Raw genomic sequence first — 14,214 nt, 5'->3', positions numbered from 1 at the left:
GGTCTGACGATCGCCCGGCGGCCGGGTCCGACCCTGCGCCAAGCTCTCATCCGAACAACAGGAGATAGAACATGCAGATCGGATTTATCGGTCTCGGCAGTATGGGCTCGGCGATGGCCCTGAACCTAGTGAAGGCAGGCTATGATGTTCGGGCCTGGAACCGTAGCAAGGTCGCCCAGGATAGTGTCCCCGGGGTGACGCTTGTCGAATTTGCGGCGGATGCATTCCAGGCCGACGCAGTCTTTACGATGCTATCCGACGACGCTGCCATTCGCGAGGTGATCCTCAATGCCGGCCCGGGCCGCACGCGCGGCGGCATGGAATGGTATCGCACTCTCGCTGCCGACCATGCGGCTGCACTCGAGTACAAAAGGCGACCGCTCGAGATACCGGTGCTAGGTCTCGGCGGGGAGCAGCGCTTCGGTGCGCATATGGTTCCGATGCTCAAGGAGTTCGCCAGCAATGTGACGGGCGGCTCGATTGCGCGGTGCAGCCATTATGTCGCGGACGAGCAGCCGGATGAAGTGGCGGCCGCTCTGATCGATTTCCTCAAGGCCAGTTGAAACTCTGCGACCACCCCGTCGTGGGCCGGATCGCGACACTGCGGGCGAGTTGCGCCCGCGCGCATCGCGTTCGATCGATTAAATGAGAAAGGAAGACTATCATGACTGCACCTAAAGTGCGCGGCGTCAATCACATCGGCATCACGGTGCCGGATATCGAAGCAGCAAAATCTTTCCTAGTGGAAGCTTTCGGCGGCCAGGTGATTTATCAGTCCTTCGGGCCGCAGGATCCGCCGCGGCACGGACCCGAATTCGAGCGCGCCACTGGCGCTTTCCCTGGAACGGTCGTGCGTGCACAGGCCATGGTCAAGATCGGAACCGGACCTGACATCGAGCTCTTCGAAATGCACGGCCCCGAGCAAGCCCAGCCGGCCCGAGCGAGCGACTTCGGCATTACGCACTTTGGTGTCTACACCGACGACATCGACGCATCGGTTGAGCGCTTCGAAAAGGCCGGTGGTGCGTCTCTTACCGCGCCACGCGCTATTCCCTACGCAACCGAAAAAGGTCCTGGAAACAAGGTCTGCTATTGCCGCATGCCATGGGGCACGACTGTCGAATTCATCACCACGCCCGACCGCATGAGCTATCACGACCAGACGGATCTGCGCAGATGGCAGGACGAGGAGTGAGCGTAAGCTTTGAAAATACAATGTCTCGCCGCAGCTTTCTGACCCGAGGGGCGACCACGATCCGCACCGAGAACGGCCAACTCGCCGCTGGGCGAAAGTTTCATGGCAGGTCAAGCTCTACAAACCGCAAGTTTAGTCAGCGCCTGCCCTGACCTTGCGAAATTCCACGCCAGCTAATTTGGCCAGTGCAAAGCGGCGCTTAACGCTGTCTCGTACGAAAACTACCTCGCCAGTATAATTCGGCGGGCTGAAAATATTACGACCCAACAGATTTTTGAATGCTGGGACGACAAGCGACGGACCCGCGAATTTGGACCGCTCGACATCAAGGACATCTGGGTCTTGGAGAATATGTAGGACATGGTAGGGCTGATAATCTGTTCATCCGTAAATCTCTGCTTCTTTATTCGTCCGTCCTCTATTAAGCCGGACTCTAATCTAGCTTGGAGGAAACTACCCGTGGCTGCTCGGTGCAGCCTACCGCCTTTCCCACCAATATGACCCGGCTTCGCCGCATCCGACCACCTCCATCGCGAATTTTTGGAAAGGTACTAGACGTCAACGGTCAATCATCCAATCGGGCGTATTACCGTGTATTGCCCCCTTTCCAGTTTCATCAAATGGAAGGTACCCAATTGAGCGAGAATAGCGAAATGCTCAAGCGCTTTTACACGCCTGATGCTTTCGAGCCGTCGTATGGGACTATCCAGGCCGACTGTCGCAATCGCTGGAAAGTAGCCATAGCATTCATCTCGCTCCAACCGGCCGTAAGACGCTATACAGCGATCGAACATAGGCTTGCCTTGAGCGTCGAATTCCTCGTAATCTCTGCGATCTGATACAAGTAGCGAGCGAGCGAGGATGTTTGGATCCGAGCTGCGTTCCCGCTTTTCGAACCCCGGGGGCAGGATGAATTTCGTTGGGGCGAGCTTGCTGGATGTCAATCGCAGATCAACAAGATCGATCTCGAAATGATCATGTCGCTCAGACCAGCAGATAAGCCGACCGAACGCGGAATGGGCGACCACGAAGCAATCTTTGTGACTAAAATCCGCATCCGCACCGAAAACCAAAGCAAGGATGGGCGAGAATTCCGCAGGATCACAATATTGTACCTTTCGATCGAAATAGTCACCCAGCCCGTATGCGCGCAAGAAATCCATAAAACTGCTCGGCAGGCATTTAGAAAGGCGGGCATCCTGCTCTGCCGTCAGTGGAAGGCATCTCTGTGGCGGCCCAATTTCGTCGATGGTGTCTGCAAAAAAAGATTCTAGCATTTACCATCCATGCTATCGTTATTTTTCCCCACATATTTTAGTTCGACACTCAATAGGCTTCCCGCCTCTCCCTAAATCCATAACACGCAAACCGCGGTCGCACGTCAGCTTAAGTTGCTCACCGCACCGCTCGCTTCGCGAGGACTTGCGAAAAGGCTATCGCGGCCCTATCGGGCGCACGACCACGGACTGGCCATATCCTTGAACGTCGATAAGATTGTATTCCATAGTCTGCGCGACGATAGCAAAATGCTCGGACGCCTTTAGGCGCTTGAGGTGGGCGATATCTGAAACTCCTCCGAGAGCCAAAGCAGGCACGAATCCGTAACATTCTCCAGTTTCGAGAAATCCGAGCTTCTTAGAAGCTCGCTTGAATAGTGGTTTGCCGACTCCGTCCTCAAAATCCAGCGCCTGATCCGATAACCAGAACGGTACTGAAACCGCATTGGCAGCCGTCGCTCCTGCAGGCTGCCCCTTCACAAAATTCTTCTGCGTCAAACGGCCTTCATAAACACTGATATTGCCGTATCCATAATCTTTCATCCAAAAGAAAATAACTCCAAAAGCAGAATAAGCAAAAGCATGGCAATTATCGTGTGAAAAATCCCGGTCAGCGCCGAAAATAAGCGCTAGGACTCCCCTCATATCATCGGGATGGCACGATTGAATAAGCCCTTCACGCAACACCGACCGACCAATGTCAAAGCAAAAATCGGCGACTTGGTCCGGAAAAGATTTCCGAAGTGCCAAACGTTCCTCCTCCGTAAACGAGGCGTTCGAAGCCGGTTCTCCAAATTTGCGTATTATGTCTTCATAAAGCTTGTTCATATCAGATATACCTTAGCATTTCTTTAGATGTACTTTCATCTTTTCTTTTCCAAGTCCATTTTCTTTCATTTCACGAGCATAATCCTCGAGAGATTGTGATCTACGCCCCTTCCACTGCGAACCTAGAGAAGAATTAACTCCTTTGTCTCCCAATCCAGAAATATCGCTGGGATCACCGCCGGCGATAATATCAAGCCGATGTGTTGCCGCAAGTTGCGACATCTCGTCAGCAACCTTGTCTGCTGCCTCCTGACCAACAATACCATCCTGTGCAAGCTCTTCCAGTCTGCTGCTTTCGTAGTCGCGTCGCGCCTGTGTTTGAGCATTAAGATCTCTAAGCGGTGATGTACCGCCTGCGTCTCGAATAGCCTGCCGCCGTTGGAGCAATGTATCAGCATCGATGTCTTTGAGTGCGTCCATTTGCTCATTAAGTTGTTTATCAAATTCTTCATCGGAGAGGTGCGGCGGCTTCTTAAAGCATTCAACGTCTTTCTCTGGAATTACACGCGTACTCCGCGCTCCATCCTTCCCCTCCTCCTCGGCCTTGCGAGCTCGCTCCGCCTGCGTTTCCTTCTCCCTGATCTCCTCTGCTTCTTTCCTGAGTTTTTCGGCCTTTTTCAGATCGCCCAGTTCCTCCGCAACCTCGGCGGCCCTCTCAAGCATCTTAAGCTTTTTCAATGGGTTGACGACCTCGACTGCGAGGCCCACGACAGCACCGGCTGCACCGGCAATACCGTGCTTTTCGTACCCTCCTTCAACTCCATGCCAAGCCCCGACGGCTTGATCTTTCACCCAGCCACCCGTCGCTTTTGCGCTGCCAACCGGATCGTTCCACACCTCACCAGCCACATGCGCCGCGCCACCAGCAATATTTTTCGTGCCCTGCCAGATCTCCGAGCCTGTGGGAATACTGTCATAGGCGGATTGCGCGTCCCTGCCGATCTGAGATGGGTCGTTCCACCATTCGCCAACCTTGTTGACTATTCCCTCGCCGGTGGATGCCGTACCAGACGTTGCCGTCATCCCCTTCCAGAAATCGCTACCCGTGTCTTTCGCGGCATCCCACCAGCTTCTGTCTTGTTTATCGAGACCATCCGGCGGTGCATGCACCTCTGTTGATTTAACATTGACATATTCGCCAGGGCAGTTGCCGTTGTTCAACGTACAACGATCCGTATGGCGCTGTACCGATATGCCGTTTGCTCGCACGATATTGGACGAAGTCACCGGCGTTACGACGTTTCCCACAGTGCCTGATTTTACACCCAGTCCCGTTCCAGGCTGATCTCCATAAGTTGCTGTGAATTGTGAATCGGAGCGCTTGATAATCTTCCCGTTGGATTTCACATCCGGGGAGTAATTCTGTTTATCGTCGGCCTTGCCCCATACCATGTAGGGCACGGGTGCAGTTGGTGAACGACAAACATCCGGCGACAGGCAAACCGCGATCGCGGAACTATCATCGGGAATGAATTCCGGGGGCGGTGGAACGGCTGCCGTAGGGCTTATTCGAGGGCCTTTCGTGGCTTGCTTGCCGTTGTCCGACAGCAAACTACTATTGGGATCGATCCGTACATACTCCAGAGGCTCTGGCTCTGGAGGCGTTTCTGCAGGCTGATTGCCGGCCATTAGCTGACACCTTCAGAAAGATTGACAGCAGTCATCCTGGGCAGCCCGCGACGCTCCGGCCAGGGAAAGCCGATCCGCCAGGTCAGGAAAACGCGCCCCACACCGGGCCTCATGTCGAAATGGACGCCGTCGAGCACCATGGGGCCACGCGCCGGGCCTGTACCCCGATCGATTTCAATCTGAAGACCAACGCCAGGCAGGCGACCATGGAACATCTCTAATCCCGGTAGGAGGTGATCCAGCTCAAAGGCTTCGTCGCCCTGCAGCCAGGGATTTGCCACCAAGTCCGGATGCGCGGCCTGCCAGAAGGAGAAATCGAAGTCATGGGGGAGCAGAGGATGCCTTTCGTTCAGCCAGCCTTCGTCATAGGTTCCGGCTTTCCGTATCCGATCCTCCCAGAATGGCGAAAGCGGACCAAGACCTGCCGGCGCCGGCCTGTCGTCGACGGAGCGAACCGGTTCGTCTGCATCCTCAATCTGCGGCGCCGGCCATTCCGATCTTTCACGGTATTGGTCCTGATCGACAAGCCCGATCCCAAGGGGGTTCCGTTCGAATATCTCGCCGTTCTCGATCCTGCCGCCGAACGCTAATCGCCAATCAATGGGCACATAAGTCACAGGCTCTCCCGTGGTCAGATCCCACCCGTCAAGCGCATCCTCTTTCTCCTTGTCGATCAGTCCACGCCACGTCTTGCGAGTCTTCGCCCGCCAGACACGAGGCCCATGGACGCGCAGGCGCTTTTGCACGGACCCAACTTTCAGGCCGCAGGTCCAGGACGACACCTCGACGCGGCCTGGCGCAAAGGCAGCTCCGACAAAAGTTACATCCGTACCTGGCTTGAATGGCGCCAGATCGGTGCAGGCCACCTGCGGTGCCTCATGCGGATCGCCGTCATAGACATCCGACATGACCAATGGTTGCTGATTGTCGTCTAAGACCAGCGGACCGTCACTTGCCAGTTTGAACGTGCCTCTGGCGACAACAACCCCTAGCAAATCCCCCGCCAAATTATATTGCCGGAAGGCGAGTGCCGGAAAAGGTGTGCGATTGTCGACCGACATGGCGCCTCAGCCCTGTGCCGTCGTATCCGACGATGTCGGCGAAGCTTCGGCGAAGCCGCCGCCGGGCTTGTTGAGATCGACGACTTTGCCGTTGATCTGCGTCGGCCCGGATGCGGTGAAGTTGAAATGCGTCCCCAGGATGATGACTGTGCCGTCCTGGCGCATGATGAATTTGGACGCGCCGCATTCTATGACGAATTCGTCGCCCACGATCACTTTCTTGAATTTTCCGACCTTTTCGAGTGACGTCTGACCGACATGCGTAACCTTGCTGACGCCGATTTGCTCGGCTCTTGCAATGCCGATGGTGTCCGATTTGAACGACCCGACGACGGTGTTCATGATGCCCGGAAGTGGAAAGAGGCCGCTTGCCGCTTCGCCCAACCCACTGCCGGAACCGGACAGATTCGTCCCCGCGTCCGCCCTCGGATTTGGCCCCGAGACCACACCTTCGCGGCTACCAAGCCCTCCTAATCCGAGGAAGCCCAAGGCGGAGGAGGCAATGGTCCCTGCGAATGCGGCGAGCCCTTCACCTCCCCCGCCCGCGATCTGACCCGCCTGAGAAAGCAATCCGGCCGTCTGCCCCGAAAGTCCCTGCACGGCGCCCATCAGCGCCATTGCCATCGGTCCCGTACCGCCGACCACCGTGTTCACCGATCCACCGATCTCATGCTTCTGGTTGCCGCTCACTTCGACCGCGCGGTTGCCGCCGATGGAGGCTACCTCGTGGCGGTCGACGCGTTTGGTGCGGTCGTTGCGCACGCGCGTCGTCTGGTCCTTCTGGGCGTGGAAGAACATGTTTTCGCGGCCGGCATCGTCCTCGAAGGTCATCTCATTGAAGCCGGTACCCTTATGCGTATTGGAGCGCAGGACCATGCGGGTCTTATTGGCGGGTAGGTCATAGGGCACGCCGTTGCTCGGGTTCGGCACCACGCCCGTCACCAGCGGCCGGTCCGGATCGCCGTCGATGAAGGCGACCATGACTTCCATGCCGATGCGGGGAATGACCTGGCCGCCCCATGTGCCGCCGGCCCAGCTCTGGGCGACGCGCACCCAGCAGGTGTCCGATCCGTCCTTCTTGGCGCGACGATCCCAGGGATACCAGAGCTTGATGCGGCCATATTGGTCCGGATGGATTTCCTCTCCGGGAGGACCTGCGACAATCGCGACCTGCGTGCCGCGGATGCGCGGCCGCTCTGTTGTGCGATGCGGCGTCATCGGCACGCGCGACGGCACGGCCTCGAATTCGTTGGTATATTCCGGCTGATCCGCATTGGTTTCGTAGGAGGGATCGACCGCATAATGGGTCGCGCGAATGATCACATGCTCTTCATAGACATGTTCGGGATGCGCCACCTCATAGGGCGTGAACCGCCGGCCGACCTCCAATATGCGCGATGACGATCGTCCCAAGACACGATTGTGATCGGCCTCGCTTGCCTGCATGCGCAGCTTCTGCGCCCGCTCTGCCTCAGCCACGGAGGAAATGCGGGCTGGATACTCGTAAAGCTCCCGCTTCATCGCCCCCGGCATCTGCACCAGCGAAGGCGTGGTTGTGCCCGGCACCATCTGCGGCGTCTCGAAATTCCAGTCCGCGCCGGCGCGCTGGCCTGGAACATAGGCGTAATGCTTCGTCCAATCGCTGATATGATTGCGGTCTGTCGAGCCTTGGGCAAGGCGCACACGCCCCTCTCCCTGCGCAGAAGGAGACGGGCCGGCCCATGAGTTGGCACCGTCGGCAACATGCAGCCGGTGACTGCCCTCCTCATGCGAAAACCAGTAAAAGAGACCATCTTCCTCGAAGCGGCGGGTCAGGTAATCCAGATCCGTCTCGTTCCACTGCACGGAATAATGCTGCGGTGGCGGTGGCGTCACGACACCGGAAACATCCGGAGCCGGAATGCCGTGTTCGGAAAACAGCGTCTCGACGATGTCGATGCTGGTCTTGTCCATCCAGATGCGGCAGTCCGAGCGCTGCGATAGCAGCCACATCTGCGGCTTAATCACCATCGAGTAGGAACGCAGCCCGCGCGTAATTGGCGGTCCTTCCTGAAGTGCGGTGACCAGGCCGTTGAACGGGCGGCGAACGCCATCTCCACCGTCTTCATCCTGCTGGACTTCCAGGGATATATCGATCAGTCGACCGATCAGCTCCTCCGGCTTGATGACTTCACGCTTGGCGCGGACGGAGAGTCGGATGTCGAAAAGCGACGAAACGCCTTCCGTGATCATCACTCGCTCCGGCAGGAGCTGGTCCGTTCCAAGCGGTGAGGAAACCCTCAGATTTCGGGTCGCCTGGATGAAATCATTGGCCGAGGGCTGATCGTTCATCTGCGCTTATCCTACCAGTGAGCTTGCCGACCCTACGGTGCCGGTACTGCCGATCTGCTGTTTGCGACCGCCAACCAGATAGACGATTTGGAACAGGGTGCCGTTCGGCAGCGTCTCGTGCATGCCCGGGCCATAGAGTACCTGCGGGGTCAGGATCTTGCCGATATCGGCGCGGTTCGGCACCGTCCCGAGCAGGTAGGCACCGCGTGCCATCAAGACCCGTGTTTCGCCATCGCTGACGGAATAATTGAATTGCGCAACGAACACCGAATGATGATTGGTATCCATCTCGCGAATGATATGCGCCTCATTGTTGCGTAGCCATCGTTGGAGCCAGTGCGTCAGCGACATTTCATTGGCTTTTTCGGAAAACATCCGGAAGAGCGATGCGGCCGCTCCCATCGCCTGACCGCGTGCCGCAAATTCGCGAGGCCCGCTCTGATAGGAGAAATAATCGTAGGACGGGCCGCGGCCTGCACGCTTTACGGAGGGAAGATCGGCCTGCTTCACCGGTGCCATTTGCAGGGCCGGCGACGAAACGGAAAAATCTACCATGGCAACCTCTTCTAACGAACGTTTTGCCGGGACATACCGATCGCGGCGGAAGCTGCGATCTGGCAGCGGACGCGTTTCCGGCGCGCTGATGCCAACGCGCCGGAAAGCGATGCTGAACTCAGGCAGCCTTGGTCGTTGCCAGGTCGTAGGATGCGATCATCGGCGACTGCGGCGTCTGCGAATCGTCGTAGGGCGTGTACTTCACTTCCATCTTGGTGAAGTTGAGCTTGATCGTCTCGACCGGACGATCGCCATTGGAATCGACCGAGTAGCTGGCGATCAGCGTGTTGGTGAGCGTGTACTCGATGTAGGTATCGCCCGGGTTGCCGGTGGTTACCAGATGGATGACGGCCTGCTTGCCGGTGCGGCCCGAGCATGCTTCCTGGAACAGCTTCGTCGACGAGGAATCGCTGACCTTGGTCAGGATAACTTCCGAAACGGTCGGCTCGGAAGCTTCGCGGTTCGCAGCCGAGCCGGCTGACGTCTTCATGTTGCGCGAGACATTCCAGTGGATGACTTCGATGTCCATCCACTTCTTGTGCTGCTCGTGGGTTGCATCACCCTGAATTCCGTCGATCTGCAGATAAATCGGCATGCTCTGAACTCTCCTGTTGAGATTTGAATTCGCCCTGTCGCTGCAGGGCGGGGTTACCCTTCCGTCTAATGCCGCATCCGGGCGCTGTGTTCGTCCGGGGCTGCTTTATTCGCCGTGCCGCCTTCCTCGGGGCCAGCGAATTTGTGGTCGCCCACCGTATCCTCCTCAATGAGAAAGCGGTGATCGTGAAAGCCGATGGTGATGCCGCCAACCTTGCGCCCTGTCGCAACTGCATCGAGGAAGAAGGTCGAAAGCTCGGGCAGAAGATCGCGTCCGATCATGGTTTCGATCGCACGCGCGCCCATTTCGCTCGCCTTGGCGCGGCCGACCAGCGCCTCGCGGGCCTCCGGAGCGAGCGAAACGCTCGTGCCATACGAGGCGCCGACGCGATCACGGATGCGGCCGATCTGAATGTCGACAATCCCGCTCAGCGTCTCACCGCTCAGCGGCATGAAGGGCAGGACGGTCGTGCGGCCGACGAAGGCCGGTTTGAAATGCTTCTGCAACTCAGGAAGCAGCAGCGCTTCCAGCGCCTCGCCTTCTGGCATCGTTTCCGGGTCTGCCGCCAGAGCTGCCAACAATTCCGAGCCGGTATTGGCGGTCATCACGATGGTGGTGTTCTTGAAGTCGATGTCGCGGCCCTCGCCGTCGCGCAGCGTTCCCTTGTCGAAGACCTGATAGAAGACTTCCTGGACGCCCGGATGGGCTTTATCGATCTCATCCAGCAGCAGCACGCCGTAGGGGCGACGGCGTACGGCCTCGGTCAAGACGCCACCCTCGCCATAGCCGACATAGCCGGGCGGCGATCCGAGCAGCAGCGAAACCTTGTGCTCCTCCTTGAACTCGGACATGTTGATGGTCGTCAGATACTGGCTGCCGCCATAGAGAAGGTCAGCCAGCGAAAGAGCCGTCTCGGTCTTGCCGGTTCCCGACATGCCGACGAGCAGAAAGACCGCGGGCGGACGACGCGGGTCGGAAAGCCCGGCGCGGGCCGACCGCATCGCGGCGGAAATCCGCGCAATTGCGTTATCCTGTCCGAGCACGCGTTCCTTCAGCCTTGCATCGAGCGTCTTGACGGTCTCGACGTGGTCGGACAAGAGCTTGCCAACGGGAATGCCGGTCCAGCGCGCGACGATCCCGGCAATCACTTCCTTGTCGACCACGCGGGGCACCAGAGGGGTTTCTCCGGCAACGTCGGCAAGGCTGCGCTCCGCCTGTACGAGGGCTGCACGAGCAACGTCGACGGATGAGCCATTGGGCTGGAAGAGAGCGACATTGTCGCCGCGCAGGCGAACGCCATCTTCAGCCTCTGGACCATCGGGATCGGCGAGCGCGGATTCGATACGATCGGCTTCGACCGACAGCCTGATTTCAGCGTCGAGCTTGGCCTGCAACCGCTCGATCTCACCGATCGCTTCACCCTTTTCACGTTCGATAATGGCAAGACGTTCGACGATATCCGGAGTCGGCGGCTCGGCGGAAAGGGCAGCGGCTTCGACCTCCAACATCTCCAGCTCGTTGCGTAACTCCTTCAGCGCCTCTGGAACGGTCTGCCGAGCCAGAGAGACAGCGGCTGCTGCGGTATCGATGAGGCTGATCGCCTTGTCGGGCAATTGCCGCGCCGGGATATAGCGCGCCGAGAGGCGGACGGCTGCCGCGAGAGCTTCGTCGCGAATGCGTACCTTGTGATGAGCCTTGAAGCTGCCCACGACGCCACGCAACATGCGGATTGCCGTTTCCTCGTCGGGCTCGAGCACCTGAACGACCTGGAAGCGTCGGGTCAGCGCCGCATCCTTCTCGATATAGCGCTTGTATTCGCTCCAAGTCGTGGCTGCGATCGTCCGGAGCTCGCCGCGCGCCAGTGCCGGCTTCAGGATGTTGGCGGCATCCCCCTGCCCGGCCTGTCCGCCGGCACCGATCAGGCCATGCGCCTCATCGATGAACAGGATGATCGGTTCGACAGAAGCTCGCACGGCCGCGACAACGCCATGCAAGCGGCGCTCGAACTCGCCTTTCACGCCGGCACCAGCCTGCAGCAGGCTGAGATCGAGAAGAAGAATCCGTACCGGCTTCAGCATGTCGGGCACATTGCCGGACGCAATTTCCAGCGCCAGCGCCTCGGCAACGGCCGTCTTGCCGACACCCGCTTCGCCGACCAGCATCGGATTGTTCTGACGGCGACGCATGAGGATATCGATCACCTGGCGTAGCTCGCGATCACGCCCGATGACCGGATCGACACGACCGAGCCTTGCATCCGCCGTCATATCGCGTGTGTAGAGGCGCAGGAATTCATTCTCGCCGGAGGCGGCAACAGTTTCGGAATTCTCTGACAATGACGATGCGCCATCGGAAGCGGAAGTCGCGTTCAACTTTTTTTCAAGCGCGTTGCGATCAAGACTGCGCAGCGAAGGCGCCATGCCCCGCGCCATGATGCGCAGCGACTGGTCGTCGCTCAGTGCGGTCAGAAGATCGGCGACTGTGATGCTGCTGCGCCCACATTGGAGCGACGCGACAAGCCATGCCTCGCGCATCAGAGCGAGCAAATTTTGAGAGAGTACCAGTGCGGCACCATCGCCTCTGGGCAGGTCGGCGATGGCGCTATCAAGCTCGGTGCGGAGCGCCGCGGAAGAAACGCTAAGCTCTTCAAACAAAGAGCTAACTTCGGATACATCCAGCAACGACAATATCCAATGTGCGACATCGACATTCGCATGGCGATCACGCGCTGCGAGCGACGCCGCAGCCTCGAGACCGACGCGCAATGCGGGCTCAAGCGTTCTGATCAGACGATTGAGATCGATGTTCGACACCTAGAAGTTTCCTCCCTCTGGTTTCATTTCAACCACACGCTCCAAATCGCGGCAACAACTAGGGCGGTTATTTCCATACGTCCAGATGGACTACAAAAAATTTTTCACGTGGTCAAAAAATGGAATCGTCATAAATCTGTTGCAGATTAGACATGGTTGACAAAGGAATATATCGATCTAACTATCACGCCCTCTAACGATGTAGTTCATGATATGGAGTTAATTCCCTGCTGAACGTTCGCGACATAGAAAATTCATTTGAAGAAAACGCGCCATGCGGAGAAAATCTTCGCGATAATACTTCTGCGCGCGAAATATACTATAGAATAAAGGATGCAAGAAACCAGGCTCGTGCGGCAGAACGAGGTATATCCCCAGGTGAAAATATTAGCATCTCGCCTCTTTGGACAGAAGTTAGCAATCTCGGATTGCAGATTATTTCTTCAAAAAGTAAGGACCTCGAAGTATTAGCATGGTTGGCTGAAGCGGAATTACGTCTGCGCGGTTTCGAAGGGTTGCGGGACGTCTACCATGCAATCGCGTCGCTTTTGGACAAGCATTGGGAGAAATTTCATTCCGTCGGCGTCGACGATATCGAGGAACGACTTGCCCCTCTTTCAGGCCTCAATGGCATTGGTGGCGAAGGAACCATTATTCAGGCGATCAGACTGTCGCCCCTCATTCCCGATGCAAAATTTGGCCAGTTTTCCCTCTGGGACTTTCAGTTGTCGCAACGACCCAACGAAGTGAAACGGCGTGACGAATTAAGCCAGGCAGTTCTCGAGGCAGGCACGGCGGCGATGAGTTCGCATCTTGAAACGGTCAATGGCTGCATTGCCGCCTTCGACCGGCTCGTATCCGTTTTGAACGAGCGCTGTGGGCAGATGGCGCCGCCAAGTTCCAACACGCATAATGTTCTGCAGGAGGCGGCCTTGGCGCTTCGCTCTCTCGCTGGCATCGAATCGTCTGAGGCCGTGGCCCCAATGGAAACGCAGCCGGAGAGCGGCGAGCAGGTGCAAACACGTCCGCGTGCGTTGAGCGCTGAACAGATCGGCTCGCGCGAGGAAGCCTTCGAGCTGTTGCTGGCCGTCGCGCGCTACTTCCGCCGCACTGAACCACACTCTCCGATCTCGATGTCGATCGAGACGATGGTCAGGCGCGGCCGCATGGATTTTTCCGAGCTATTGGCCGAATTGCTGCCGGAGCAGCAGGCTCGCAACGCCGTGCTGACGGCGGCAGGCATTCAGCTGAAATCGAACAAGAATGGGTGAGAAATACAACCGTCTTCTGAACTTTTTGCAACCGACCCTTTCCAAAGTCGAGTTGCGCCACATCTGTAGAGCGAATTTGCCGCTGGCATGGAAGGAGAAACTTTATGGCGAGTGTTCACGAAAAGCTGGAGCGAGTGCGCAAGCCCAGGGTCCACATCAAATATGAGGTGGAGACCGAAGGTGCGATGGTCGTCAAAGAATTGCCTTTCGTCGTCGGCGTTCTCGGCGACTTCTCGGGCAACCCGACCCAACCGCTGAAACCGTTCGGCGAGCGCAAATTCGTTCAGATCGATCGCGATAATTTTGATGACGTCATGCGCCGCATGACGCCGGGCCTGAACATCTCGGTCGAAAACACGCTCGAGGGCGACGGCTCGCAGCTTCCCGTCTCGCTGAAATTCGAAAGCATGCGGGATTTCGAGCCGGGTTCCATCGTCAGTCAGGTCCCGGCGCTCAAGGCGCTTCTCGATGCGCGCAACCAGCTTCGCGACCTCATGAGCAAGGCCGACCGTTCCGAAGAGCTGGAGCGGCTGCTGGAAGACGTCCTCCAGAACAAGGCTGATCTTTCCAAGCTGATGTCCGAGCTCGGATTGGCCGAAAAGCCTGCCGCAAGCTGATCGTCGTCGGCGATCAGCCAAAGCCGATCGCCCAGTTCCGTT

The 14,214-nt window shown here is 57.8% G+C and carries 11 protein-coding genes and 2 pseudogenes; 5 read left to right on the top strand and 8 right to left on the bottom strand.

Annotated features, from left to right (window positions below; all coding sequences use genetic code 11):
• Positions 1-71: 71 nt before the first annotated feature.
• The 3 genes and pseudogenes from PH558_RS25095 to PH558_RS25085 all read left to right on the top strand — a co-directional run.
• Positions 72-278: pseudogene (locus PH558_RS25095) on the top strand (NAD(P)-binding domain-containing protein); the annotation flags it as partial.
• Between the two features lie 18 nt (positions 279-296).
• Positions 297-563: pseudogene (locus PH558_RS25090) on the top strand (alpha/beta fold hydrolase); the annotation flags it as partial.
• 101 nt (positions 564-664) lie between these two features.
• The gene (locus tag PH558_RS25085; protein WP_285207166.1) at positions 665-1,195 is read left to right on the top strand and encodes a VOC family protein; all 531 of its coding nucleotides are present in this window, start codon (positions 665-667) and stop codon (positions 1,193-1,195) included.
• Positions 1,196-1,764: 569 nt separating this feature from the next.
• Here PH558_RS25085 and PH558_RS25080 read toward each other — a convergent pair.
• From PH558_RS25080 to tssH, 8 genes are all read right to left on the bottom strand, one after another.
• The gene (locus PH558_RS25080) at positions 1,765-2,472 is read right to left on the bottom strand and encodes a GAD-like domain-containing protein (RefSeq protein WP_285207165.1); all 708 of its coding nucleotides are present in this window, start codon (positions 2,470-2,472) and stop codon (positions 1,765-1,767) included.
• Positions 2,473-2,628: 156 nt separating this feature from the next.
• Positions 2,629-3,300 (bottom strand): T6SS immunity protein Tdi1 domain-containing protein, encoded by a 672-nt coding sequence (locus PH558_RS25075; RefSeq protein WP_095437916.1) that lies wholly within the window; start codon positions 3,298-3,300, stop codon positions 2,629-2,631.
• Positions 3,301-3,312: 12 nt separating this feature from the next.
• Positions 3,313-4,929: a PAAR-like domain-containing protein gene (locus tag PH558_RS25070; protein WP_095437915.1), complete on the bottom strand. Its 1,617-nt coding sequence runs from the start codon at positions 4,927-4,929 to the stop codon at positions 3,313-3,315.
• Positions 4,929-5,990 (bottom strand): DUF2169 family type VI secretion system accessory protein, encoded by a 1,062-nt coding sequence (locus tag PH558_RS25065; RefSeq protein WP_095437914.1) that lies wholly within the window; start codon positions 5,988-5,990, stop codon positions 4,929-4,931. Before PH558_RS25065 ends, PH558_RS25070 begins: the two co-directional genes overlap by 1 nt.
• Before the next feature lie 6 nt (positions 5,991-5,996).
• Positions 5,997-8,321 (bottom strand): type VI secretion system tip protein TssI/VgrG, encoded by a 2,325-nt coding sequence (tssI, locus tag PH558_RS25060; RefSeq protein ID WP_285207162.1) that lies wholly within the window; start codon positions 8,319-8,321, stop codon positions 5,997-5,999.
• A gap of 6 nt (positions 8,322-8,327) precedes the next feature.
• Positions 8,328-8,876 (bottom strand): hypothetical protein, encoded by a 549-nt coding sequence (locus PH558_RS25055; RefSeq protein ID WP_285207161.1) that lies wholly within the window; start codon positions 8,874-8,876, stop codon positions 8,328-8,330.
• 118 nt (positions 8,877-8,994) lie between these two features.
• On the bottom strand, positions 8,995-9,471 hold the full coding sequence (locus PH558_RS25050) for an Hcp family type VI secretion system effector (protein ID WP_069613675.1): 477 nt from the start codon (positions 9,469-9,471) through the stop codon (positions 8,995-8,997).
• A 65-nt stretch (positions 9,472-9,536) separates the two neighbouring features.
• A complete protein-coding gene (tssH, locus tag PH558_RS25045) occupies positions 9,537-12,284 on the bottom strand; it encodes a type VI secretion system ATPase TssH (RefSeq protein WP_285207158.1) in 2,748 nt (915 codons plus the stop codon).
• Between the two features lie 230 nt (positions 12,285-12,514).
• On the opposite strand from tssH, the gene tssA reads away from it, so the two are divergent.
• Together tssA and tssB are read left to right on the top strand one after the other, a co-directional pair.
• Positions 12,515-13,555, top strand: coding sequence for a type VI secretion system protein TssA (gene tssA, locus PH558_RS25040; protein ID WP_285207355.1), 1,041 nt, complete (start codon positions 12,515-12,517; stop codon positions 13,553-13,555).
• A gap of 104 nt (positions 13,556-13,659) precedes the next feature.
• Positions 13,660-14,172 carry a type VI secretion system contractile sheath small subunit gene (gene tssB, locus PH558_RS25035; protein WP_069613678.1) on the top strand — a complete coding sequence of 171 codons (513 nt, stop codon included), beginning with the start codon at positions 13,660-13,662 and terminating at the stop codon, positions 14,170-14,172.
• Positions 14,173-14,214 lie beyond the last annotated feature (42 nt).

It is taken from the genome of Rhizobium pantanalense (genome assembly GCF_030182525.1).
Classification (GTDB): Bacteria; Pseudomonadota; Alphaproteobacteria; order Rhizobiales; family Rhizobiaceae; genus Rhizobium.
Note: the sequence above shows the minus strand (reverse complement) of the source record. Positions and strands in the feature narration are given on the sequence as shown.